This window comes from Rhodococcus sp. BH5 (assembly GCF_027583855.1).
Classification (GTDB): Bacteria; Actinomycetota; Actinomycetes; order Mycobacteriales; family Mycobacteriaceae; genus Rhodococcus_F; species Rhodococcus_F qingshengii.
The window spans coordinates 638,862-664,167 of record NZ_JAJHVW010000001.1 but is presented as its reverse complement, the minus strand read 5'-3'; the positions used below and the strand labels follow the sequence as shown (position 1 = coordinate 664,167).

Below are 25,306 nucleotides of genomic sequence, written 5' to 3'. Positions count from 1 at the left end.
TTGAAGATCCGTGGTGCAGTGCTCGAAGAGATCGGCCGGAAGCGTCCCTTCGCAGAGTCGACTCCGATTTCGATTTCGGAACTCGACCTCGAATCCCCGGGCCCGGGTGAGATCCTGGTCAAGATCGAAGCTGCCGGGCTTTGTCACTCCGACCTCTCCGTGGTCGACGGCAATCGGGTACGACCCGTGCCGATGTTGTTGGGCCATGAGGCGGCAGGTCGAATCATCGAACTCGGCGACGGAGTTGATTCGTTGTCGGTGGGCACCCGCGTCGTGATGACTTTTCTTCCACGGTGCGGTGAATGTGCGGGATGCGCCACTGACGGCCGGATGCCTTGCACGGTGGGTAGCGCTGCCAACAACGACGGCAGTTTGCTCGGTGGCGCGCATCGACTGCGGCGCTCCGGCGAGAACGTCAAACATCATCTCGGTGTTTCGGGTTTCGCGACGCATGCTGTGGTCAACGCCAAGTCGGTTGTTCCCGTCGACGACGACATCCCGGCCGAAATTGCAGCCGTACTCGGTTGTGCGGTGTTGACCGGTGGGGGAGCGCTCCTCAACGCGGCGAAGCCTCGCCCGGCAGACACCGTGATGGTGGTCGGCTTGGGTGGCGTCGGGATGGCCGCAATCCTGACGGCGAGGGCACTCGGGGTCGAGAACGTCGTCGGTGTCGACGCACTGGAATCCAAGCTGGCTCAGGCGCTGGAACTGGGCGCGACCGAGGTCTTCACACCGTCCGGCCTGTCCGAGAGTGGCGTTCGCGCAGACATCGTCGTCGAGGCCGCGGGAAATGCTCGGGCCTTCGAGACAGCGGTGGCTGCGACGGCAGCGGGTGGCACGACCGTCACGGTCGGGTTGCCGGCGCCTGACGCGCGCTCGTCGATCTCACCTCTCGGACTGGTCGCCGAAGCGCGGACCATTATCGGCAGCTACCTGGGATCTGCGGTCCCGTCCCGCGACATCCCGATCTACGCGCAGTTGTGGCGCGACGGGAAGCTGCCGGTCGAGAAGCTCATTTCCTCGCGAATCGAATTGGCCGACATCAATTCGGGTATGGACGAACTCGCCGACGGAAAAGCAATCCGACAGGTCATTATCTTCGACGCGGAGTAGGTGCACGTCGGTGTTATGCAGCGGAAATGAGGCGTTTGCGCTCCCGATTCCCTCCCGAGTCGCCACGGAAAATCGTTACCCGTTGTAACGCTCCTCTCGTACTGGACGACTACTCGAATGACGTTGCGTGACGCCCCGGGGGTCGGTCGTACGTTTTCCAAAAGTTGATTGGGGAGAAGATATGCCGGTTCGTGGGTTCTTTTCGCGACATCGAATACTGGCGGGTGCAGTAGCGCCCGCAGCGCTCGGCGTGGCCGCACTGGTCGCGGTTGCGGTCGCTGTGGACTCTCCGGAGTCACGCACGATCGAGACACAATTGACGTCGTCGGTCACCGAGTGTCACGACATGGTCAGCATCGCGGTTGCCGGTCGACACGACACACCGGACGCTTCGACGGTGAAGATGTTGCTGGGAGCCGACGGGAAGCCGCTGCCGGCCGCCCTGTCCGGTGACTACAAGAGTGAACGCGTCGACCAGGTGATCAACCCGGCAGGCTCCGTCAACGCGAACAAGCCCGGCTCGTACGCGGCTGTGTACATCGCGTACCCGGCCAACATGGCGTCCTACGAGGATGCCGTCGCTGCCGGCGCTGCAAATACGCAGTCCGTGATGAGTGCCATCGCCAAGGAATGCCCGAAGACTCAGTTCTCGATCGTCGGGTACAGCGAAGGCGCCGATGTGGTGCGTCGCGTCGCGATGGACATCGGTACGCAGGAGAACAACGAGTTCGGGGTCGACCCGGACAAGGTTGTCGGTGTGGTCATGCTGGCGGATGCAGGCCGTGAAGCGGGCGACGGCACGTTCCTCGGTGCCACGAATCCGTTCACGAACCCGGATAACTTCAATACGAAGTACCAGAACGGCACCTCCGCGACACCTGGCGAAGGTGTACTCCCCGGCACTGCCGGAGGTTTCGGCAAGCTGAACGGCAAGGTCGCGTCCTTCTGCTCGGACGGTGACTTCACCTGCTCGGCTCCCAGCAACATCTCTCTGTTGATCTTGGCGGCAAATGTCGGTCGGCAGTTGAACATCGACCAACTCGAAGCGCAGGGTCTGAACCCGGCCACCGGTCAGGACGTCGCGGTGGTGTTCGGCCAGATCGTCTTCGAGGCGTTCGCAGACATTTCGTCCAATCCCAACTGGATGCAGAGTGACGAGACATTCCTTCAGGTGATGCTCAAGGTCTCGGATCCGGAGTACAAGCCCGGAAAAACACCCGCGCCGGCGCCGGTAGCCGAGGGCGAGACGGTGTCCACCGACAAGGTGTCTCCGCTGGCATATCTGCCGCAGAAGCTTTTCAAGGAGATTGTCGGTCTGATTGCTACCAACCAGAACACGATTCCCGTGATCTTGAGCGACCCCTACCAGCAGACACTCGCTCCAGACGTCGGACACCACTTCGATTACTGGCGAGATGCGGATGCGGCCAACGGCAAGCCGTTGACTTCAGCTGAGTACGCAGCGGCCTGGCTCACCTACCTCGCCCAGCAGGCGAAGGAAGGAAAGCCCGTCGACACAACTGCGAAGCCGACCCCGGAACAGATCAGTGCTGCTGTCGATGCCTACATGGCTGACGGCAATGCTGAGGGCGACGCCGCGGTGGCTGAAGGCACCGGAACCGGTCAGGCACCGGCCGGGACCACTGGCTCCACGGGATCTGCTGGAGCGCCCGCAACCACGTCACAGGTGCCTGCGGCAGGATCGGCGTCGGTCACATCGGGAGCGGTTGCCACTCCGACGGGTTCGGCGGCAGTGACGCCGACGTCGACAGTTCCGACCACACCGGTAGCGGGAACGGATGCAACGACGGCGTCCCCGACTACGACAGTGACGTCGACGACCACGGCGACGAAGGTGCCGGTTCCGAACCCGTAATCCTTCTCGCCGGCGTTCGTCACACGAATAACGCTGTCACAGGCTGCGATCCGCAATTAGTTGCGGATCGCAGCCTGTTTTCGTGTACGGGTTACGCACAGCGACCGTTGGTGCTTATCGTGGAAGGGAGGTTTCCGGATCACGAATCGTGGGTTTCACCGTGCACGAGCTGTCCATTGCGCAGAGTGTGGTCGAAGCCGTGTGTGAGCGTGCCGGCGAGCGACGAGTATCGAGCGTGCGGCTTGAAGTAGGGCAACTCTGCGCGGTGGTTCCACACTCTCTGCTGTTCTGCTTCGACGTCGTCACCGCGGGTACTCACGCCGAAGGTGCCAGCTTGCACATCGATGAGATTGCAACCAGCGCGCGATGCAAAAGCTGCGGCGTGATGTTCTCGCCGCCCGACATGTTCTTGCTGTGTGAATGCGGCAGTGCTGATGTCGAGGTGCTTGCCGGCCGAGAGTTACGGATCCTGTCGATGGAAGTGAGCTGAGCATGTGCGAGACGTGTGGGTGCGGGGACACCACAGGACCTCGGGTGTCGGTAGTCGCAGACGGAGAACACGAGCAGGAACACGACGATCATGGGCACGGTCATGGGCACGGTCACGAGCATGACCATGAGCACGGCCACCCCGACCACACCGTGATTCTCGAGCAACAGGTGCTCGCCAAGAACGACGGCATTGCGGTTCACAATCGTGAGTGGATGCGGAGCCGCCGAATCACGGCGCTCAACATCATGAGTTCCCCCGGCGCGGGGAAGACAACGTTGCTGGCGCGAACTATCCGGGAGCTCGGATGTCAGCGACCGATAGCCGTGATCGAAGGTGACCAGGAAACCCGGCTCGACGCCGAGCGGATCCGAGAGACCGGCGCGTCGGTGGTGCAGGTGAATACCGGGGCCGGATGTCACCTCGATGCCGCGATGATCGACCGCGCACTGCGCGCCTTGGATCCCGCTGAAGAATCGCTGCTTCTGATCGAAAACGTCGGAAACCTGGTGTGCCCCGCGCTCTTCGACCTCGGCGAGGAAGGCAAGGTTGTCCTAATTTCGACGCCGGAGGGGGCAGACAAGCCGAAAAAGTACCCACACATCTTCGCTGTCGCGGACCTCGTGGTGATCAACAAGATCGACTTGCTCCCGTACGTCGAGTTCGACGTCGATGCCTGCGTCGAGCAGGCGAGAATACTCAATCCTGCTGTGCGCGTTGCTGTTTTGTCTACCACGACAGGTGAGGGCATGGACGAGTGGTACGAGTGGATCGGTAGTCGTTCGGCGATTTCTCCGGTGGCCGTTGACAACTGATCTGCTCGGGTAGTTAATGAAATGAGTGGGTGCCACGCAAGTGGGCCGAGGTTCGACTCCGGTGGCGTCAGCGTTTCGGTGCCGCGGCAATTCGAGGCCACATCGTGTCAGGCCGGTGGCGGCGCCGAGAATCAGGCGCAAGTGCACCCGTGAAAGCGGCTGACATGGACACACAAAAATCGACTGCTGGCACCACGGCGGAACCTGCCTCCGAAAGCGCAGCTACCCCCGCAAGCGCAGCGGCCAAAGCGGAAGAAACTCTGATCCACGTGCTGTGGATCAATGCCGGTCTCAGTTGCGACGGAGATTCGGTGGCGCTCACTGCAGCCACGCAACCCAGTATCGAGGAGATCGCGCTCGGCGCCTTGCCCGGCCTGCCGCAGGTAGCGGTTCATTGGCCGCTCATCGACTTCGAATGCGGACCGCAGGGTGGCGCTGACGATTTCCTGGAGTGGTTTTGGAAAGCCGACCGCGGAGAACTGGAACCCTTTGTTCTTGTCGTCGAAGGATCGATACCGAACGAGAAACTTCACGACGAGGGGTATTGGTGCGGCTTCGGGAACAATCGCGAAACCGGCCAACCGGTCACCACGAGCGAATGGCTCGACAAGCTGGCACCGAAAGCCACTGCGGTAGTTGCGGTCGGTACGTGCGCGACCTACGGCGGCATACATGCGATGGCCGGCAATCCGACCGGTGCGATGGGCGTGCCGGACTATCTCGGGTGGACCTGGAAATCGAAGGCGGGCATCCCGATCGTCTGCGTTCCCGGGTGTCCCATTCAGCCGGACAACCTCTCCGAGACCCTGACCTACCTTCTGTACATGGCCACTGATCAGGCGCCGATGATTCCCTTGGACGAATCCCTGCGCCCGCAGTGGCTTTTCGGTGCCACCGTACACGAGGGCTGTGACCGTGGTGGGTACTACGAGCAGGGTGAGTTCGCGACGGAGTACGGGTCACCGAAGTGCATCGTCAAACTCGGATGTTGGGGACCGGTCGTGAAATGCAATGTCCCCAAACGTGGTTGGATCAACGGAGTCGGCGGGTGTCCTAATGTCGGCGGGATCTGCATCGGGTGCACGATGCCGGGATTCCCCGACAAGTTCATGCCGTTCATGGATGAACCACCTGGCGGCAAACTCTCCACCAATGCGGTGGGAATGTACGGGTCCGTGATCCACAGTCTCCGCCGGATCACCGGAAACACGTTGGACAAGGAACCGCACTGGCGCGAGCGCGGGTCGAAATTACTCACCGGTGCGACGCGTACGTGGTGACCGACCGGATACATTCAAATCAGTTCGTGAGCAACGTCTCTGGGAGGCACTGCAATGACGGCCATCGTTCCCGAACCCACCTCGACTGCGGACCGCGACGGTCTTGTCGAGATGGCGTGGGACCCCATCACCCGAATCGTCGGCAGTCTGGGCATCTACACCAAGATCGACTTCGCCAATCGCGAAGTGGTGGAGTGCCACAGCACGTCGTCGATCTTTCGCGGGTATTCCCTGTTCATGAAGGGGAAGGACCCGCGCGACGCGCATTTCATCACCAGTCGTATCTGCGGCATCTGCGGTGACAATCACGCCACATGCTCGTGCTACGCACAGAACATGGCGTACGGCGTCAAGCCGCCGCATCTGGGCGAGTGGATCGTCAATCTCGGCGAGGCCGCCGAGTACATGTTCGACCACAACATCTTTCAAGAGAATCTTGTCGCCGTCGACTACTGCGAGAAGATGGTCTCCGAGACGAATCCCGGTGTGCTGGCGCAGGCAGAGAACACGCGCTGCCCGCACGAGGAGCAGCACGGGTATCGCACGATCGCGGACATCATGCGGACTCTCAATCCGTTCACGGGTGAGTTCTATCGCGAAGCGTTGCAAGTCTCGCGTTCGACTCGCGAAATGTTCTGCTTGATGGAGGGCAGGCACGTTCACCCGTCGACGCTCTATCCCGGCGGCGTCGGCACCGTCGCGACGATCGAACTGATGACGGACTACATGTCGCGGCTGATGCGGTACGTCGAATTCATGAAGAAGGTCGTGCCGATGCACGACGACCTGTTCGACTTCTTCTACCAGGCGATGCCTGGTTACGAAAAGGTTGGCCTGCGGCGGACCCTGCTGGGTTGTTGGGGATCGTTCCAAGACCCCGAGTACTGCAATTTCTCCTACAAGGACATGACCGACTGGGGCCGGAAGATGTTTGTCACTCCCGGTGTGGTTGTCGACGGAAAGTTGGTCACCACGGATCTGGTGGACATCAACCTCGGTATCCGAATCATGCTGGGCTCCTCGTATTACGAGGACTGGAGTGATCAGGAGATGTTCGTCAAAACCGATCCGCTGGGTAACCCGGTCGATCGCAGGCACCCGTGGAATCAGCACACCAACCCCCACCCGCAGAAGCGGAACCTCGAGGACAAGTACAGCTGGGTCATGTCACCGCGATGGTTCGACGGAAAAGACAACCTTGCTCTGGACACGGGCGGGGGAGCATTGGCTCGTCTGTGGAGCACCGCTCTGGCCGGCCTGGTCGACATCGGATACCTGGAGTCGACCGGACACAGTGTGAAGATCAATCTTCCGAAAACAGCACTGAAGGGTCCTGTCTCGCTCGAGTGGAAGATTCCCGAACATGGCAGCAATACCCTCGAAAGAAACCGCGCGCGAACGTATTTCCAGGCATACGCAGCCGCGGCTGCCCTTCATTTCGCCGAGAAGGCGCTTGTCGAGATCCGGGCCGGCCGGACCAAGACGTGGGAGTCGTTCGAGGTCCCGGACGAGGGTATCGGTTGCGGATTCACCGAAGCCGTCCGCGGAGTTCTCTCACACCACATGGTGATTCGTGACGGAAAAATCGCGAACTATCACCCGTACCCACCGACACCGTGGAATGCGAGCCCGCGCGACAGCTACGGAACCCCGGGTCCGTACGAGGATGCCGTGCAGGGTCAGCCGATCTTCGAGGAGAACGATCGAGACCACTTCAAGGGCATCGACATCATGCGGACCGTGCGTAGTTTCGATCCCTGCCTGCCGTGTGGTGTTCACATGTATCTCGGCGGTGGCAAGACCCTGGAGAAGTTGCACTCTCCGACGCAGTCCGTGACCGGGGAGTGATCGATGGAGCAATCGGCCGACTACTGGCGCGGAGCAGGTGAGCGCATCGAGACGTTGTTGCAGGCCAACGCCGGCGCAGGCCCGGTGGCGAGAGATCGCGCCGAGCAACTGGTGCGTGAGGTCGTGCAGTTGTACGGCGCAGCACTCGAACGCACCGTCGCTCTGGCAGATCCGGCCACGATGGATGCGATGGTTCGCGACGATCTGGTGTCCAGCCTGCTACTGGTGCACGGACTTCACCCGCACGACGTGGAGACCCGCGTCCGCACTGCGCTCGACAGCGTGCGTCCGTACCTCGGTTCGCACGGAGGCGACGTCGAACTGATCGAGGTGGCGGACGGCGTGGTGCGACTACGGCTTCTCGGAAGCTGTAACAGTTGCCCTTCGTCCTCGGTGACCCTCGAAACCGCGGTCCAGGACGCGGTGCAGGCGGCGGCACCCGAGACCACCGGAATCGACGTCGAAACACCGGATTCGCACGAGCTGAAGTCGGGTGTGATTTCGGTCGAGTCCCTGTTCTCGCACGTTCACGCCGACGGGGGAGGTACGCACTGGGTGGAGGTCCCCGAATTCGCCGAAGTCGAGGTGGGAGAGGTCGCGGGCTTCCGCGTGTCGGGCACCGATCTGTTGGTCTGCCGCTCCGGTGACGATCTGTACGCGTATCGCGACCATTGCCCGGTGTGTGAGCACTCGATGGCGGGGGCCGTGCTCGAACGCATGATGGGCCGTCCTGCCCGAGACGCCGCTGTCCTCACCTGTCCGACGTGCTCTGCCCACTTCAGTGTGTACGGGGCGGGAGCGCGGGTGGGCACCGGCTCCGAGCACCTGGCGCCTGTGCCGGTGCTGATTCGCGACGGAGTGCTCTCGGTCGCGCTTGCTGACGAGTCTGTGATACCGGTGACCTAGCCGTGAACGCAGCCCCGTCATGAAAGTCACTGTGGGAGAGGTGCTCACACGAATCGCCTCGTCGCGTGTCGTTCCGACCGGACCGAGGTGTGAGATGTGTGCGGCGGGCATAGGCGACGAACACCAGCACGTCGTGGACGTACAGGTCCGGAGCCTGATGTGCGTGTGCCGACCGTGCTATCTACTCTTTGCACCGGTCGACGCGGACCTTCGATACAAAGCGGTTCCCGATCGGTACCTCGAGTTTCCGGACTTCGACCTCGGCCCTGGCCGGTGGGAGTCTCTGGAAATCCCCGTCGGCCTGGCATTCTTCTTCCGCAACTCACTCCTCGACAAGTACATAGTCTTCTATCCGGGACCGGCCGGAGCTACCGAATCCGAGTTGCCCATCGACTCGTTCGAGACTGTGCTCGAGGAGAATCCGGGGCTCGCGCAGATGCGGGCCGACGTCGAGGCGTTGATCGTGTCGGTGCCCACGTCAGGACAATCGCCGAGATGCTTCGTTGTTCCCATCGACGCCTGTTACGAACTGGTGGGACGATTGCGCACCGTGTGGCGCGGATTCGACGGTGGCCAGGATGCCGCACGCGCAGTGGACGAGTTCTTCGGGCGCGTCGAGGCGCGAAGCAGGTCGGCATGACTGTTCTCGACTTCTCGGTCGACAACATGGAGGTGGAACCGTACGCGGTTACGCCGAATCTGACGGTGAGATTGAGAATGTCGGAATCCACCGGCACGACCGTCCGTGCGGTGGCTCTGCGCGCGCAGGTACGAATCGAACCACACCGCCGACCGTACTCCGACGCCGAAGGCGAAGGTCTGCGCGATCTCTTCGGTCCGCGGGAGCGTTGGTCGAGTACGCTGCGCACCTTCCTGTGGATGGAATGTTCCACGGTCGTTCAAGGATTCACCGGAACAACGGTCGCGGCCTTGCCCATGGCGTGTACGTACGACTTCTCGGTGACGGCGTCGAAGTACATGCACGCACTCGGAGACGGAACGATTCCGATCGTGGTTCTACTGAGCGGCACGGTATTCACCGACGGACCGCGTGGGTTCTCCGTGCAGCAGATCCCGTGGGACAGATCTGCTGCCTACGAATTGCCGGTCGACGTGTGGAAACAGCTGATGGCTGCGCATTATCCGGCGTCTGGTTGGGTACGCCTCGACCATGAGACGATTGCCGATCTCGTGCGGTTCAAGGCAGCGCACGGCCTCACGGACCTCGATTCAGCCGTGCGGCAGTTGCTGACGGCGAGCCAGGTGCCGCGATGACTCGAACGGAGATGGATCACGACGTTCGGGCCGTGGCCGACGCCGTCCTGTACGAGGGATATCTTCTCTATCCCTACCGGGCCGGTTCGGCGAAGAATCAATCCCGTTGGCAGTTCGGGGTTCTCGGACCGCCCGGCGCCGCCGAGGTCGGAGTCGGCGAGGAACCGTCGATGTCCGCGCAATGTCTGCTCGGCGAATTCGAGCGGAACGGCGTCGAAGTTTCTGCGACTGTGAGATTTCTGCACCACCAGTCGCGGACGGTTGAACGACTCGGCGCCGGCGGGGCGTGGATCCCGGTCGATCGGTTGGTAGTCGGCGAGCGGGAGTCGATCTCGTGGGACGAAGCCACCGAGTCCGAGATCGTGTTGGGTCCGTGGGGTCTGGACGAACTCGAGGCCGGCGTCGAAGAAACCTTCTGTGCGGCCGGAGTTGTCGAAGGAGAGACTTTGTCGGACTCTCGGGGCAGGGTGGTCGGACGGATCGTTCGGACACGGCTTCCGGTGAATGGCCTCTTGGCAGTGAGCGCCTCCGCCGGGGACGGACGCACGGTGATTTCCGTGGAGATCATGAACGCCACGAGCGTCGACGCACGGGACAAGGGCACGGCCACCGCGCAATCGATGCTGGGGACTCACGTCATTGTGAACTGCACAGGCTCGAGGTTCCTGTCGTTGTTCGAAGAAGCAGATCACTCGGAGCAGTTGCGGCAAAATCGCTGTTATCCGGTGCTTGCGGGGACCGAGGACCCCACTCACCCTGGCACATCTCCCACCGTTCTGGTGTCACCGATCATCCTGTACGACTTTCCCGAGATTGCGCCGCAGAGCGAGGGATCTCTCTTCGACTCGACCGAGATCGACGAAATTCTCACCCTGAGAATCCTTGCCATGACCGACGAGGAAAAGGCGCGGGCGCGAGCTACCGACTCCAGAGCTGCCGACATCATCGACCGATGTGAGCGATTGACGGACGACGATCTAGCCGGCCTGCACGGTGTGCTGCGAAATCCGCACGCCGGTTCTGATCTGATACCCGAGGTGCCTGACGGTGTGGACTGGTGGACCCCGGAAGCCGACACCAGTGTCCAACCACGCACCGACGCAGTTCTGATCAACGGCGTCCGTGTCTCTGGTGGAAGTACAGTTCGGCTCCACCCCTCACGCCGCGCTGATGCTCAGGACCTGTTCTTCGACGGCCGGATCGCCCACGTCGCCACCATTCATGAAGACGTGGACGGCGACATTCATGTTGGGGTGACACTGTTGGACGATCCGGCCGCCGATCTGCACAACTGGTACGGCCGCTACCTGTACTTCGCGCCGGACGAGATAGAGCCGATGCCGCGCGACAGCGCGTGACGTACTCACAGCTATCGAACTTCACAGCTATCGAGAGGAGAACTCGCCATGAGGAGCATGGGATTGCTGTCGACGGCACTTCTCGGCGCCACCGCGATCGCAGCCGCGATCGTCCTGGTGGTGTCGATGCCGGACATCCAGCGCTATCTGCGAATGCGAAAGATGTAAAGCGCTGTGCGCGTGCTGATTGCAGGTGTCGGAAACATTTTTCTCGAAGACGACGGATTCGGCCCCGAAGTTGTTCGGGCGCTGCAGCATGAGAATCTCCCATCGGGAGCTCGCCTGGTCGACTACGGGATTCGGGGCGTGCATCTGGCGTACGACTTGTTGGAGTCGTGGGACGCCCTGGTCCTGATCGATGCCTTACCGGCGACCGGAGTTCCGGGCAAGCTCGCGATCATCGAAGTGGACCCCGAAAGTGAAGGCCCGCAAGGAGGTTTCGACGCGCACTCGATGCATCCGAGTTCGGTGTTTGCCAGCCTGCAGGCCCTCGGCGGAACACTCCCGCGGACGTTCGTGGTGGGGGCACATGCGAAATCGATCGGCGACGGAATCGGATTGAGTGCGGAGATGCGTGATTCGGTAGGGCAAGCCGCTTCGGCGGTGCTGGCACTCGTCCGGTCCATCGACGTGGACTGTGATGCCACCACACTGGGGCCGGAGGTGTGAGTCATGTGTCTGGGGATTCCGGGACGGGTACGCGAACTACTGGACGGATACGGCGGTCAACTCGCTCTCGTCGACGTGGAGGGGGCACCACGCAAGGTCAACATCGGAATGCTCGACGAAGGCACCGTCACTGCAGGTGACTGGGTGGTGATCCACATGGGCTTTGCAGTCGAGAAGGTCGACGAGCAGGAAGCTCGCCACGCTCGGGCCGGCCTCGAACTGATGGGCCGTGGTGGCCACGACGGTGAGATAGTCGACTCCGATACTGGTAACGGCGAGGTCGGGACATGAAGATCGCCTGCCGTGTCATCGTTCGTGGCGTAGTCCAGGGGGTGGGCTTCCGGCCGTTCGTCCATGCGACCGCCACCGAACTGGGACTGTCGGGTTCGGTGGGAAATTCTGCTCTCGGTGTCGTGATCGACGTCGAAGGCGACGGAGAGACAATCGATGCATTTGTCGCTCGGGTGCGAAACCGCCCCCCACCGCTGGCACGGGTGGAGTCGGTAGAGCGCGAGGACTCGCGGCCGGTTGGTCGTGAGGGGTTTCGCATAGTCGAGACGGATGCGGGGTCGGTCGGGCGAACCTTGGCGCCGGCGGATGTCGGGATCTGCGACGACTGCCTCCGGGAACTGACTGATCCGAGCGATCGGCGATATCGTCATCCATTCATCACCTGCACCAACTGCGGTCCGCGATTCACGATCATCGAATCGCTGCCCTACGACCGCGCCGCTACGACGATGAAGCGATTCCCGTTGTGCGCGAACTGTGCGGCGGAGTACGTGGATCCCGCCGACCGCCGGTTTCATGCGCAACCGATTGCCTGCCCGCAGTGCGGTCCAACGCTATCGTTCGTGGAAGGGGACGCGCCCGCCGTGACCGGTGAGGGTGCACTGCTACGAGCCCGATCCCTACTGCGAGACGGGAAGATTCTTGCTGTCAAGGGAATCGGAGGATTTCACCTGGCTTGTGATGCCCGCGACGACCGCGCGGTTCACGAGTTGCGTGAACGCAAGCATCGAGCAAGCAAGCCGTTGGCGGTGATGGTGCGCGATGTGCCAGAAGCCAGAGAGTTGGGTGTGGTCGGTGATGCCGAGGCTGATGCCATGTCCTCGCGCGAGCGCCCGATTGTGCTGGTTGCCAAAGCGTCTGGATACGCGCTTTCCCCCTTGATTGCCCCCGGCATTCCGGATATCGGAATCATGCTGGCCTACAACCCGATTCAGCATCTTCTTCTGGGTTTGGCCGGAGAAGAGGCGGGCCCAGCGGTGTTGGTCATGACATCGGCGAACATCGGCGGTGAGCCGATTCTGTACTCCGACAACGATCTCGAACGATTGGGTGACCTGGCCGACGGGGTATTGACCCACAACCGTCCGATCTTGATGCCGTGTGACGACTCGGTGATGCGAATAGTCGGCAGTGGAAGACAGTTGCTTCGTCGCTCGCGCGGATATGCTCCGCTGCCCGTCACCGCGCCGTTCGACGTACCGCCTACCTTGGCGGTCGGGGCCGACCTGAAGAACACCTTCTGTCTTGCCGAGGACGGATATGTGTGGCCGAGTCAGCACATCGGAGACATGGGCGACCTCGCTGTCATCGACAGTTTTGCTGCGTCGGAGAGTCACTTCGAATCGATCACGGGGGTGGTGCCGCACCAGATCGCCTGTGACGAGCATCCTCGGTATCGCTCGTCCTCGTGGGCTCGCAGTCGTAGTGGTGACCGACCGGTGCGCATCGTCGGGCATCACCACGCACATGTGGCTTCCGTGATGGGGGAGAACGGCCGGGACGGGAGCGAACCAGTTCTCGGAATAGCGTTCGACGGCACCGGCTACGGGGCGGACGGCGCAGTGTGGGGAGGGGAACTACTGCTGGCGACGTACAAGGGTTATCGCCGTCTCGCGCATCTGGGATACGTACTGCTGCCCGGTGGCGATGCCGGAGTGGAACGGCCGTACCGAATGGCGCTCGCCCACCTGTGGCATGCCGGGTTGGACTGGGAATCCGACCTCGCGCCCGTGGCAGCCTGTCCGCCCCGAGAGCAGTCGGTCCTACTTCACCAGATGGAAACCGGTTTCGGGTGCGTGGACACCTCGAGCATGGGGCGGTTGTTCGACGCAGTCTCCTCGCTGACCGGGGTCCGTCAGAGGGTCGACTACGAAGCGCAGGCTGCCATCGAGTTGGAGGGGGTGTCGAGGGGAGTCGACAGCGCCGGTTCGCGGTACACCTTCGATTGGACGCAGTCGGACGACGATTCGTGGACAGCAGATCCGCGGTCGGTCATTCGGGCTGTTGTCCGCGATCTCCGGGAGAAGTTGCCCGCTGAAGTGATCGGCGCCCGTTTCCACGAATCCGTAGCGCACCTGGTGCTCGAGTGGGCAATTCGTGGCCGGGAACTGGCGGGAGTGGACGAGGTAGTACTCACCGGAGGTGTCTTTCAGAACCCTCTACTGCTCGTTCGGGCGTGTGCTCTGCTCTCAGACGCTGGATTCACGCCGTTGACAGGACTGGAGTTGCCGCCGAACGACGGCGGTCTCGCCTACGGCCAAGTGCTGGTGGGGAGTTCGTCATGAGGTCAGGAGTTGTGTCATGTGCCTAGCCGTACCGGGACGTATCGAGTCCCTGGAGGAACGCGACGGAACGACGATGTCGGTGGTGAACTTCGGTGGCGTCCGAAAAGAAGTGTGCCTCGAGTACATTCCGGGCGCCCAAGTCGGCGAGTACGTCGTGGTGCACGTCGGATTTGCCATCCAGCGACTCGACGAGGAATCCGCTCGCAGCACGCTGGCGGAATTCGAGCACCTCGGCGTACTCGAAGAGGAATTCGGTGACGGGTTCGAAAGGGCTGCCCGGGCCGCGGGGATCGAACCGAAGGAGACGGAATCATGAAATATCTGGACGAGTTCTCCGATCCGGAACTGGCCGGCAAACTGCTGGATCAGATCCGTGCGCTGGCCACACGGCGATGGGCGATCATGGAAGTGTGTGGTGGTCAGACACATTCGATCATCAGACACGGCATCGATCAATTACTTCCCCAACAGATCGAGATGATCCACGGACCCGGATGCCCGGTCTGTGTCACCCCGCTCGAGATCATCGACAAAGCTCTCGAAATCGCGGCACGACCCGATGTCATTTTCTGCTCCTTCGGGGACATGTTGCGAGTTCCGGGGAGTTCGTCGGATCTGTTCCGCATCAAGAGCGCCGGCGGTGACGTGCGGGTGGTGTACTCACCGTTGGATGCACTGACTATCGCCAAGGAGAATCCGGGCCGGCAAGTGGTGTTCTTCGGGATCGGATTCGAGACCACCGCGCCGGCCAACGCCATGACCGTCTATCAGGCCAATCGCCTGGGTATCGAGAACTTCTCGCTACTCGTCTCGCACGTTCTGGTCCCGCCGGCGATGGCCGCGATCATGGATTCGCCAGAGTGCCGCGTGCAGGCATTTCTGGCGGCCGGGCATGTGTGCAGTGTGATGGGAACGTCGGAGTACCCGGCGCTGGGCCGAGAAGTACAAGGTCCCGATCGTCGTCACCGGATTCGAGCCGCTGGATCTGCTGGAGGGCATCCGAAAGACGGTGCTGCAGTTGGAATCGGGTCGATACGAGGTCGAAAATGCCTACGCCCGTGCCGTCACCGCGCAGGGCAACACCGCAGCGAAAGCGATGCTCGAGGATGTGTTCGCCGTGTCGGACCGGACGTGGCGCGGCATCGGATCGATCCCGGACAGCGGTTGGCAGCTGGCACCGAAGTATGCGTATTTTGATGCCGAAGAGCGTTTTTCGGTGACCGATATCCATACTGACGAGTCGAGCGTCTGCCGTTCCGGAGAAGTGTTGCAAGGTTTGATCAAGCCACACGAGTGCAGTGCCTTCGGGAAGGAATGCACTCCGCGGAATCCACTCGGTGCCACGATGGTGTCGTCCGAGGGGGCGTGCGCCGCGTACTACCTGTACCGGCGCCTGGAACTTCAGGAGGCGGGTCATGCCGGCTGAGGAGATCGCTGTCGTGGACTTGTCGGCGTGGGTCTGCCCACTGCCGCTGCGTGATTCGCCGAACATCGTCATGGGGCACGGTGGTGGAGGAGCGATGTCCGCCGAGCTCATCGAGCACCTGTTCCTGCCCTCGTTCGGAAGCGCTGCCGATGCAGAACTCGGTGACTCGGCCGTATTCGACGTCGGCGGGGTGCGGCTCGCGTTCTCGACCGACTCGTATGTCGTCAAACCCATGGTGTTTCCCGGCGGAACTATCGGCGATCTCGCTGTCAACGGAACGGTGAACGACCTGGCGATGACTGGAGCGCAGCCATTGGTGATGTCGACGGCATTCATCCTGGAAGAAGGGACGGCACTGACCGACATCGCGGGAATTGCGAAGGCGCTCGGTGAGGCCGCGCACGTTGCCGGCGTTCGGCTGGTGACAGGTGATACCAAGGTCGTCGATGCCGGTCACGGCGACGGAGTCTTCATCAACACCGCAGGAATCGGGATTGTCGCAGACGGGGTGGACATCAGCCCCACTCGCGCACAAGTGGGTGACGTCGTGATCGTCAGCGGCGACATCGGCGTTCACGGCGTGGCCGTGATGAGTTGTCGCGAAGGTCTCGAATTCGGGACCGAAGTGCGCAGTGATTGTGCGGCCCTGAACGGCGTGGTGGCCGACATGATTGCCACCGGTGTCGACATCCACGTCCTGCGCGACCCTACGCGGGGCGGAGTCGCCGCGACCCTCAACGAGATCGCTCAGGCGTCGAACATCGGGGTTGCGCTGGTGGAGCGAGATCTGCCGATTCCCGCTGACGTGCGCGACGCCTGTGGGCTACTCGGCTTGGATCCGTTGTACGTCGCAAACGAGGGCAAGTTGATCGCTTTCGTTCCACGCGAAGATGCCGCCCTGGTTCTGGAAGCGATGCACGGCAATCCACTGAGTGTGGGAGCCGCCGTGATCGGGGAGTGCGTGGCCGAACATCGCACAATGGTGGTGGCGCGTACGGCATTGGGAGGCAATCGGGTAGTGGATTTGCCGGCAGGTGAACAACTTCCTCGGATCTGCTGATGACTGCCGTCGGTATGAACGGGCCGGCGTTGTTTGCCCGCTACGCGTATCCGCCGAACGAGTTGGGTTACTGCGGACCCGACGATCCTTCAGTGCTGCTTCGTCTGGCCAGCGGCAACTCGGGCAGCGGCGACCGTGATCACGCTCGTCAATTCGACGGTGCGTGGCCGTACCTCGAGGCATTGGCTGTAGGAGCGGGCATCGACGACCCCCTGGATTCGCGAGTGATCGAAGCCTATTGGGTGGGAGGTGATCTCCTCGACTCTCTCGATTCGGGGAAGTTGTTACAGCACTTGAGGGGGGCATTCGGTGAACGCGAGAACACCGGGTTCCTCCCCGTCCTCGGGGGTCGGGACCGCGCGCTCGCGCACCACAGTTTTCACGTATTTCTGGTGTATCCGTGGGTCAAGCTTCTTCGGAAGCGCGGTGCGGTCCCACTGTCCGTCCTCCAGAACTGCCGGATCAGATGGGGAGTGGTCGAGGACGTCGGCGAGGAGCATGCATTGGTGGTTTCGTCCCCGCTCGAGTTCGACGGTGAGCAACTCGCACGCGGCCGACCGGCAACGCAGAGAGTGCGGTGGAGGGTCGAGGGCAACGCGCTTGCGGCGATGCCCGTCCCCGGCGCTGTGGTGACGATGCACTGGGATTGGGTGTGCGACAGGATAACGGCAGAGCAATCACGTGCATTGGATGCCGCGGAAGACTCGGGATTGCGGATCGCGAACCGAATGCTGTCGACCGATATGTGATCGTCAGTTCCCCTCCAGGACGGAGGCTACGGTGAATTGGGGTAGCGCGGTAACGGACAGCGCACTGTGGTTGGCAGAGGCATATGCGATCACGGTAGTGGTTCTCGTCGTCACCGCGCTGCTGCTTGCTCGGTATACCGTCTGGGGCAACCAGTTTCGGCGAATGGCTTGGCCCTACTTCGATCCCCGGCGCACCGTCATTCCGCTGTCGATTCTCGCGTTACTGCTGCTGCTCACGATATTCGGTGTCCGCGTGACGGTGTTGTTCTCGTACTGGTACAAGGATTTCTACGACGCCATTCAGAACCTCGACGAAACCGCTTTCTGGCACTACCTGCGAGTGTTCGCGATATTGGCCGCAGTCCACGTCGCTAGCTCACTCGTCGTCTACCTGGTAGGCCAAACACTCGATATCAATTGGCGCAGTTGGCTCAATGACACATTGACCGACGATTGGCTCGACGGCCGCGCCTACTATCGCGGAAACTTCCTGGAGAACCCGGTCGACAATCCGGACCAACGTATTCAGGCAGACATCACCGCATTCGCGACGTCGTCCCGCACGTTGTCCATGGGCGCCGTCGCCGCAATGGTCTCGATCGTCAGCTTCACCAAGATCCTGTGGGATCTGTCCGGTCCCTTGACTGTTTTCGGTGCCGAGATTCCGCGAGCGATGATCTTTCTCGTCTACACCTACGTGTTGGTGACCACGGCACTCGCATTCTGGATCGGCCGGCCTTTGATCATGCTGAACTTCTTGAACGAGAAACTCGGCGCCAGCTTCCGGTACGCGTTGGTTCGACTACGGGAGTACGGCGAAAGCATCGCCTTCTATCGCGGAGAGAACGTCGAACGACGCACGCTCGGACTACGTTTTGCTGCAGTGATCCGCAATATGTGGGCGATCGTCTTCCGGACGCTCAAGTTCAGTGGCTTCAATCTGGCAGTGGATCAGACAGCGGTGGTGTTTCCGTTTCTGGTCCAGGGATCTCGATTGTTCAGCGGGCAGATCACTTTCGGCGACGTGATGCAAACTGCTCAAGCATTCGGCCAGGTGCACAATTCGTTGTCGTTCTTTCGAGAGTCTTATGCCGATTTTGCAAGTTTCCGGGCCACACTGATCCGTTTGACCGGGCTCGCCGATGCCAATCGACGTGCCCGCGCACTTCCCGTGCTCGACGCGTTCTCCGCTGGCAGTCATTTGGTTGTTCGGGGACTCGACGTGCGCACGCCGGTTGGTGAGGCGTTGATCTCCGAACTCGACATGTCACTGGGGCCCGGCGATGCACTGCTGGTGAAGGGTCCGTCGGGTAGCGGCAAAACCACGCTGCTCCGCAGCATCGCGCAGTTGTGGCCGTACACAAACGGTTCCGTGACCACCCCGGTCGGAGACGTCCTGTTCCTCTCACAACGGCCATACCTACCATTGGGTTCTCTGCGCGCGGGTTTGGCATATCCGGACCAGTTGCCCTCAGGTCAGCCGAACACCGGGCGCTCGAACTTCGACGACCGCAGGCTCCACGACGCGCTCGCCGAGGTGCATCTCGCACATTTGATCGGTCGGCTCGACGAGCCGGCTGATTGGACTCGAATTCTGTCGCCGGGCGAACAACAACGGTTGGCGTTCGCCCGAGTCCTCCTGATCCGACCGCGAACCGCATTTCTCGACGAGGCGACATCCGGAATCGACGAAGGCCTCGAGTACACGCTCTACGACATCCTTCGCCGTGAACTGCCCGACAGCATCATTGTCAGCGTCGGGCATCGCAGCACCCTCGACGTTTTTCACAATCGACAACTCGAACTGCGCGGTGCGGGACACTGGACTCTCGCTGATCACGAAGGCTGAGAAAACTTTCGACGGTCGGATTCTTGCGACAGGATTCGGCCGGGTTACCCGCCGCGCCGCGATCGATCGAAGACACCGACCGTCACGAGGTCGAAGGGTTGCGGAAGTCGTTTGTGTGCTGGAGCACCCAGGCCGCAATCCTGGTGCGCGAGTCGTACCCCAGTTTGTTCAGTATGTGATCGACGTGACCGTCGACAGTGCGCTGAGAAATGACCAGCTTGTCCGCGATTGCTCGGTTGGTGAGGCCCTGTGCGACGAGTTCGGCCACCTGCTGCTCCCGCGGAGTCAGCACTTCGTCAGCCGCCGATTTCGGTGATCCACCGGGCGGTTGCTCTCTCAGCGCGCGGGCCGCTGCGTCGTCGAGAGTCAGAGCTCGTCCATGATCGAATGCTGTTTGAAACACCCTGTCTCCGATCCGGTTACGAGCCTCGGTCACGCTGTTTTCGTGGTACGGGACCATGCTCCTGAAGGTGTCCATCGGGCTGCCCGTGGCGGTGAACAGCGTGTCGGCAGCTCCCATCAGTGTGGCTGCCAGCTTTGCGTCCCGGTCGACAAGCGTCCACGCGATTTCCTCGAGGCACCATGCACATCCGAACTGGTTACCCAGCCCTCGAAGCAATCGGAGAGAATCTTCGAGTAGCTCGATACCGCGAGCGTGGTTGCCATGACGCCACAGGGCGGATCCGTAGTCCGACATCGTCATCGACCGCCACAAGATTTCGCCGCGCGATTCGGTGAGGGCCAACTCCTCCTCGTAAATGCTTGCAGCCCGGTCGGTTTCGCCGAGTGCGTCGACGACGAAGGCGAACCAGTAGAGCGCGGGTACCAGACGGGCGATGTCGTCGTTTGCCCGGAATGCTGCGACAGCCTGCTCCAGGTACTCGGCGCCGCGCACGAGATCGCCGTCGGCGACCGCGACGAATCCGAGCGTGTACCGCGCCAGTATGCGTCCGTCGTCGTTCCGCTGCATCTCGGCCTGTCGCCGAGCCTCTTCGGCAATGCTTGTCGCCGAAGCGATATCTCGTTGGAGGGCTGCCAGCAGTGCGCCTGTCGCGGCGGCCTCGACTATCGCCTCACCGAGAGTGCCCTCGGTCAGTTCGGGCACCTCGGCCAGGGCGCGACCCAACCAGTAGCGACCTTCGTTGAATCGACCACGTGCAAGCCAGTAATCATGCAAGGCACTTGCGGTACGCAATGTGGCTTCGACCGAGTCGGGTTCGGTCAGACCGAATTCCAACGCGGTGCGCACGTTGGGTAAGTCGCGGTCGATCCGCGTCATCCAATCGATTTGGTGCGGCCCCGTCCAGTCGACTCCGGCGCGGAAGACGAGTTGCCTGAACCACTCACTGTGCCTGCGCTGCAGCGAGACCCACTCGTCGACTGACACCAGTTCACGCCCGTAGTCGCGAAGAGTCTCGAGTAGGCGGTAGCGGACGTACGAGCCGTTTTGTTCACGGATGAGGATCGACTTGTCGACAAGGGACATCACGAGATCGCCCAAGTCGTCGTTCTGTGCTTCGTCGGCGAGAATTCCTTCGACGGACCCGAGATCGAAGCTACCCGCAAATACGCTCGAGTTCGCCCACAACGACTTCTCCGGCGGCGTACACAGATCGAAGCTCCAGTCGATACTCTGTGCAAGCGTTTGTTGACGCGCTGGAGCGTTCCGGCTGCCCCGCGTCAGCAGTTGGAAGCGGTCGTCGAGTTTTTGCAGGATCTGATCGACCGACATCGCCCTCAGTCGGGCAGCCGCCAACTCGATCGGCAGCGGTAGTCCTTCCAACCGGCGGACGATCTTCTCCACAGCCGCGCTGTTCTCGCTGGTGATGCGGAAGTCCGTCACGGAGGAACGTGCCCGCTGCTCGAACAGCATCATCGCATCACCATCGCGGGTGTCGGTTGGCGACGGCGCCTCGTTGGGAAATCGCAGAGGCGGTACCCGTAATACCATCTCGCCGGGAATGTCGAGCGGTTCTCGGCTGGTCGCCAGAAGTGCCAATCGGGCACAGCACCGGAGAAGTTCGGCGGCGGTGTCGGCAACCCAGCCGATGAGGTGTTCGCAATTGTCCAGAACAAGCAGGACACGTTCGTCGACGAGACGGCCGATCAGTACCGATCGCGGTGACCGCGTAGATCGGTCTTGTACTCCGAGTGCGGCAAGAATCGTCTGATCGAGAAGTGCCGGCTCCCGCAGTTCGCTGAAGTCGACGAACCAGACGCCCCCGGGGAACGCACGGGAGGAATCATCGGCGGCACGGAGCGCCAAGCGGGTTTTGCCGACCCCACCCAGGCCCGTAAGGGTCACAAGCCGGTAGTCCGACAGCAGGCGTCGGACTTCTTTGGCCTCGGACCGACGACCGACGAAACTGCTCAGTTCGATCGGTAGGTTTCCTCGTTTTGCCGCCATGAGAATCGCGCCGAATTTGTACGTGCAGAGTGGATTGACCCCACACAGTGTACGCGGAATCGCGTGTGTGAAATCTGTCAAGGCACCACCGGTGTTCGCCCGTGATTGCCGTTGGGCCGAAGCTTTTCGGTGCATGACGCGGAATAGCGAACACTTTCCACCGACGTAGTTCGCGCCTCATTCGAAAGGGATGAGAGGCGCATTTCATCTTTCTGGCGCACTTACGATTCGGGCATGAAACGTGTGTGGGAAGGTGTGCGGCGCTACGGCAAGACGCTGCACTCGGTCGGGTTGTCGTTCGGTCTGGTGTTTTTCGTCCTCTCGATGAGCCCGTCCCTCTTACCGCGCGCGTGGTACCTGCAGGGCGTGGCAACCGGTATTTCCGTCGCCACCGGGTACGGCATCGGTGTGAGCGTGGCGTGGATGATCCGCAAATGCGGAGTCGAACCGACATGGTCGGACCGGACCAAGCGGATCGGTTGGGCCGTACTCGCCGTACTGGCAGTGATATTGGTGCCTCTTTTTCTGATCTTGGGTTCGTGGTGGCAGCAGATCGTCCGTGATCTGGTCGAGGCGCCTCGCGTGAACCGGGCGAACTATCTTCTGGTGCTGCTGGTTTCGCTAGTGGTGTGGTTGATCTTGCTGGAGGCGGGTCGCGGTCTGCGGCATCTCACCAGAGGACTCGCTGCCGTTGCTCTGCGGTTTGTTCCCAAGGAAGCAGCGAAAGTCGCGAGCTTGGTCGTCGTCTTCGCGTTGGCGATCTTCGTCGTCAACGGTGCCCTCTACAACGGGCTCATCGCTTTTGCGAACTGGAGTTTCTCCGGCGCGGACAACGACACGCCCGATGGTATCGACCAGCCTCTGATCGCCGAACGCAGTGGTTCACCCATGTCTGCGGAGGCATGGGATTCGCTGGGCAAGGAGGGTCGCACCTTCATGGGTAGCGGGCCGTCTGCGGTGCAGATTTCCGCGCTGACCGGCCGGGACGCGAAGCAACCCATCCGCGTGTACGCCGGCCGTGAGTCGTCGGATTCCGTCGACGGTGTCGCGCAGCGGGTCGTCAACGAACTCGAGCGCACCGGCGGCTTCGACCGTGCCGTCCTGGCAGTAGTGACCACCACCGGCCGCGGCTGGGTGAACGACGACGTGGCGTCCGCTTTCGAATACGTCCAGGGCGGCGATACCGCCATCGCGGCGATGCAGTACTCGTTCCTTCCCAGCCCTTTGGCATTCATCGCCGATCGCGAAACCCCGATGGCCGCAGGCCGGGCGCTGTTCAACTCTGTCTATGCGAAGTGGATCGATCTGCCGCTCGACAAGCGCCCCAAGCTTGTCGTTTTCGGCGAGAGCCTCGGATCGTACGGGGGACAGGCCGCGTTCGCGGGAGCACAGGACATGGCGACGCGGGTGGATGGGGCGTTGTGGTCGGGGACTCCGAACTTCACCGCTCAATGGCAGGAGATCACCAGCAGTCGTGACTCCGGCTCACGGGAAGCCGTGCCGGTGATCGACGACGGGCAGTCGATTCGTTTCGCTGCCTATCCGGAGGATCTCGAACTGGATGCGCCGTGGAACGACTCACGCGTCGTGTACTGGCAGCACGCCAGCGACCCAATTGTCTGGTGGTCTTTCGACCTGCTTCTGAACAAGCCGGACTGGCTTGCCGAGCCTCTCGGCCGTGATGTCGATCCGGGAATGACGTGGATACCGTTCGTGACATTCTGGCAGGTGACACTCGACATGGTCTTCTCGGCGGACGTTCCGCCAGGTCACGGGCACAACTACGGTGCCGACGCGGCGGACATGTGGGCGCGGATCCTGCACCCCGACAACTGGTCTCAGTCGGACACCGACGCGATTCGCGGCGCTCTGACGAACGACTTTCAACCCACCAAGTAGTAGTGCGGAGTGCGGACCTCGTGACGGTCTCTCGTCGTTGGACCGGGAGTACTCGCTCTAGATCGTTCTATCACTGTTTGTCAGCTATCTAACAAGGAGCGCGATGCATTCATCAAGAACACTCGTAGCTGCGGTGGCGCTGAGCGCGATCACTGTATTTGCCGGGGCTGGGTCCGCGGTTGCCGCGCCGGCGGTCGGATCTGTCGATTTCGGTTCGTCGAGCGGATCCGGATCAGGAACCGGTTCGGCTAGCGGATCCGAATCTGGTTCTGTCGATTTCGGATCCGGCGGACCGGACGTCGAGCATCCGGTGTCGACCTGCTTCTGGTCCGTGCCGATCAATCCCGAGCGCGCGGACCCACAGCTCAACTACGCCTTTCCTGACACTGCGGCGATTTACTGGGCTGCGCAGTTCACAATCCCCGAGAACGCCGAGTTGGTTATCCGAGGGCAGTATGCGCATGCGCGCTATCAGTCGTTGAACTCGTACAACGCAGCAACCGCGATGCCGACCGCCGTCCTCAATGACATTTCGACAGCTCCCGACGCAGGTTCGCGCAACACCTATCTTCCCGGTGCCGATCGATCGAACGAAAGTGCCAGGTCGTACACGGCTTCCGTCCTCAACGAGGCCTCGCCTGCTGAGCCGAAACCCAACACCTTGTATGCCGGTGTGCCAGGTCAGGACCGGATAAGCCTGCTTTATCGCATCTACCTGCCGGACAACGGGCGTGATCTCACCGGCGGCGTTGGACTGCCGGAGCCAGAGCTGCACCTTTCCGGTGGTCAGGTGTTGCGCGGGCAGGATCTGTGTTCAGCGGTCGGTGCGGACAACGGAATCTTGAAGCCGGCTTCGCTGCCGCTGGACACGTACAAGGCATTGCGTGACCAACCGGGCAAGCCTGCGACATTCCCTTCCGAGCAGACACCAGTCTGGCGGGCGTACTACAGCGCCGAGTTCACGCTCGGCTGTACCTATCTCGGCAAATGCGATGGCACACCCCAGCGGGTGGGCGGGCAGTACTCCAACATCGACAACAGCTACGTTACAGCCGAAGTCAACCGTGGGTTCGGCGAAGTTCTAGTACTTCGGGGAGAGTTGCCGAGGACTCCGAAGACGACAGGCGGCGCAAAGAATCTCGACAGCGCAGTCGACATGCGGTTCTGGTCGATGTGCAGCAATGAATCGCTGGCAACGACGAAGGTAGCGACGTGTCTGTTCGACGAGCAGATGGCCACTGATGCGGATGGTCGCTACACGATTGTCGCGTCGCTCCCTGAAGACCGACCCGCAAACGCTACGAAGGAATGTGGGGTGTCATGGCTTTCGCTCTCGCCGGCCGGTGACGGCGCAGGGCATCCCGACGATTCCCTCTTGATCATGCGGAACATGCTGCCGGCCAAGGACTTCAGCCACGCTGCACACGACACCAAGACGCCCGGTGACGAGAAGGCAGTGATGGGAGAGTATTTGCCGGACGGGCAATATACGTCCAAGCTCGCGTTCGAGGGCAGTGGCTGCGCGAAGTAACCCGTCCCTACGCGTGAGGTCACTACTCGAGATTGTGTCTGGTGATCCTCCTCGATGATGTCGGCTGCGCTCTGCTGCGAGCGCAGCCGACATCATCGTTGGCCAAGTCTTTTCGCGATCTTCGGTGGGGAATCGAGGCCTGCGGTTCAGGCACTCATCCCTTTCGAATGAGGCATGAA

General features: G+C 61.7%; 21 protein-coding genes and 1 pseudogene. 21 read left to right on the top strand and 1 reads right to left on the bottom strand.

Annotation, left to right across the window (positions count from 1 at the left end; all coding sequences use genetic code 11):
• The 19 genes and pseudogenes from RhoBH5_RS02955 to RhoBH5_RS02870 all read left to right on the top strand — a co-directional run bounded on the left by RhoBH5_RS02955 (position 1) and on the right by RhoBH5_RS02870 (position 19,290).
• Positions 1 to 1,113 (top strand): alcohol dehydrogenase catalytic domain-containing protein, encoded by a 1,113-nt coding sequence (locus RhoBH5_RS02955; RefSeq protein WP_270008060.1) that lies wholly within the window; start codon positions 1 to 3, stop codon positions 1,111 to 1,113.
• 181 nt (positions 1,114 to 1,294) lie between these two features.
• A complete protein-coding gene (locus RhoBH5_RS02950) occupies positions 1,295 to 2,989 on the top strand; it encodes a cutinase family protein (RefSeq protein ID WP_162113613.1) in 1,695 nt (564 codons plus the stop codon).
• A 160-nt stretch (positions 2,990 to 3,149) separates the two neighbouring features.
• The gene (hypA, locus tag RhoBH5_RS02945; RefSeq protein WP_073512368.1) at positions 3,150 to 3,479 is read left to right on the top strand and encodes a hydrogenase maturation nickel metallochaperone HypA; all 330 of its coding nucleotides are present in this window, start codon (positions 3,150 to 3,152) and stop codon (positions 3,477 to 3,479) included.
• A gap of 2 nt (positions 3,480 to 3,481) precedes the next feature.
• Positions 3,482 to 4,294: a hydrogenase nickel incorporation protein HypB gene (gene hypB, locus RhoBH5_RS02940; RefSeq protein ID WP_270007930.1), complete on the top strand. Its 813-nt coding sequence runs from the start codon at positions 3,482 to 3,484 to the stop codon at positions 4,292 to 4,294.
• A 164-nt stretch (positions 4,295 to 4,458) separates the two neighbouring features.
• Positions 4,459 to 5,574: a hydrogenase expression protein HypE gene (locus RhoBH5_RS02935; RefSeq protein WP_042922651.1), complete on the top strand. Its 1,116-nt coding sequence runs from the start codon at positions 4,459 to 4,461 to the stop codon at positions 5,572 to 5,574.
• Positions 5,575 to 5,628: 54 nt separating this feature from the next.
• Positions 5,629 to 7,422: a nickel-dependent hydrogenase large subunit gene (locus RhoBH5_RS02930; protein ID WP_007735075.1), complete on the top strand. Its 1,794-nt coding sequence runs from the start codon at positions 5,629 to 5,631 to the stop codon at positions 7,420 to 7,422.
• 3 nt (positions 7,423 to 7,425) lie between these two features.
• A complete protein-coding gene (locus RhoBH5_RS02925; protein WP_030535602.1) occupies positions 7,426 to 8,328 on the top strand; it encodes a NifU family protein in 903 nt (300 codons plus the stop codon).
• A gap of 19 nt (positions 8,329 to 8,347) precedes the next feature.
• On the top strand, positions 8,348 to 8,968 hold the full coding sequence (locus RhoBH5_RS02920; protein ID WP_042922570.1) for a DUF5947 family protein: 621 nt from the start codon (positions 8,348 to 8,350) through the stop codon (positions 8,966 to 8,968).
• Complete coding sequence (locus tag RhoBH5_RS02915; protein ID WP_003942181.1) at positions 8,965 to 9,603, top strand: DUF6084 family protein; 639 nt, start codon at positions 8,965 to 8,967, stop codon at positions 9,601 to 9,603. The genes RhoBH5_RS02920 and RhoBH5_RS02915 overlap by 4 nt, the downstream gene beginning before the upstream one ends.
• Positions 9,600 to 10,961: a hypothetical protein gene (locus tag RhoBH5_RS02910; protein WP_007735083.1), complete on the top strand. Its 1,362-nt coding sequence runs from the start codon at positions 9,600 to 9,602 to the stop codon at positions 10,959 to 10,961. The genes RhoBH5_RS02915 and RhoBH5_RS02910 overlap by 4 nt, the downstream gene beginning before the upstream one ends.
• 48 nt (positions 10,962 to 11,009) lie before the next feature.
• Entirely contained in the window at positions 11,010 to 11,129 is a 120-nt protein-coding gene (locus RhoBH5_RS32630; protein WP_003942178.1) for a DUF6893 family small protein, read from the top strand.
• Between the two features lie 6 nt (positions 11,130 to 11,135).
• The gene (locus RhoBH5_RS02905; protein ID WP_003942183.1) at positions 11,136 to 11,630 is read left to right on the top strand and encodes a hydrogenase maturation protease; all 495 of its coding nucleotides are present in this window, start codon (positions 11,136 to 11,138) and stop codon (positions 11,628 to 11,630) included.
• 3 nt (positions 11,631 to 11,633) lie between these two features.
• Positions 11,634 to 11,921, top strand: a complete 288-nt coding sequence (locus RhoBH5_RS02900) for a HypC/HybG/HupF family hydrogenase formation chaperone (RefSeq protein WP_042450715.1) — start codon at positions 11,634 to 11,636, stop codon at positions 11,919 to 11,921.
• The gene (gene hypF, locus RhoBH5_RS02895) at positions 11,918 to 14,206 is read left to right on the top strand and encodes a carbamoyltransferase HypF (protein ID WP_050655148.1); all 2,289 of its coding nucleotides are present in this window, start codon (positions 11,918 to 11,920) and stop codon (positions 14,204 to 14,206) included. The genes RhoBH5_RS02900 and hypF overlap by 4 nt, the downstream gene beginning before the upstream one ends.
• 16 nt (positions 14,207 to 14,222) lie before the next feature.
• Entirely contained in the window at positions 14,223 to 14,522 is a 300-nt protein-coding gene (locus RhoBH5_RS02890) for a HypC/HybG/HupF family hydrogenase formation chaperone (protein ID WP_003942168.1), read from the top strand.
• Positions 14,519 to 15,632, top strand: a pseudogene (gene hypD / locus RhoBH5_RS02885) (hydrogenase formation protein HypD). The gene RhoBH5_RS02890 and the pseudogene hypD overlap by 4 nt, the downstream one beginning before the upstream one ends.
• Positions 15,622 to 16,692, top strand: coding sequence for a hydrogenase expression/formation protein HypE (hypE, locus tag RhoBH5_RS02880; protein WP_270007929.1), 1,071 nt, complete (start codon positions 15,622 to 15,624; stop codon positions 16,690 to 16,692). The pseudogene hypD and the gene hypE overlap by 11 nt, the downstream one beginning before the upstream one ends.
• Positions 16,692 to 17,441 (top strand): DUF6390 family protein, encoded by a 750-nt coding sequence (locus tag RhoBH5_RS02875; protein WP_054825611.1) that lies wholly within the window; start codon positions 16,692 to 16,694, stop codon positions 17,439 to 17,441. Before hypE ends, RhoBH5_RS02875 begins: the two co-directional genes overlap by 1 nt.
• A gap of 31 nt (positions 17,442 to 17,472) precedes the next feature.
• Positions 17,473 to 19,290, top strand: coding sequence for an ABC transporter ATP-binding protein/permease (locus RhoBH5_RS02870; RefSeq protein WP_118607136.1), 1,818 nt, complete (start codon positions 17,473 to 17,475; stop codon positions 19,288 to 19,290).
• 82 nt (positions 19,291 to 19,372) lie between these two features.
• On the opposite strand, the gene RhoBH5_RS02865 is transcribed toward RhoBH5_RS02870, so the two are convergent.
• Positions 19,373 to 21,778, bottom strand: a complete 2,406-nt coding sequence (locus RhoBH5_RS02865) for a LuxR C-terminal-related transcriptional regulator (protein ID WP_270007928.1) — start codon at positions 21,776 to 21,778, stop codon at positions 19,373 to 19,375.
• Between the two features lie 153 nt (positions 21,779 to 21,931).
• Between RhoBH5_RS02865 and RhoBH5_RS02860 the strand changes: the two genes are divergently transcribed.
• The gene (locus RhoBH5_RS02860; RefSeq protein ID WP_230359794.1) at positions 21,932 to 23,596 is read left to right on the top strand and encodes an alpha/beta hydrolase; all 1,665 of its coding nucleotides are present in this window, start codon (positions 21,932 to 21,934) and stop codon (positions 23,594 to 23,596) included.
• A 103-nt stretch (positions 23,597 to 23,699) separates the two neighbouring features.
• Positions 23,700 to 25,127 (top strand): hypothetical protein, encoded by a 1,428-nt coding sequence (locus RhoBH5_RS02855; RefSeq protein ID WP_054827139.1) that lies wholly within the window; start codon positions 23,700 to 23,702, stop codon positions 25,125 to 25,127.
• Positions 25,128 to 25,306: the final 179 nt, after the last annotated feature.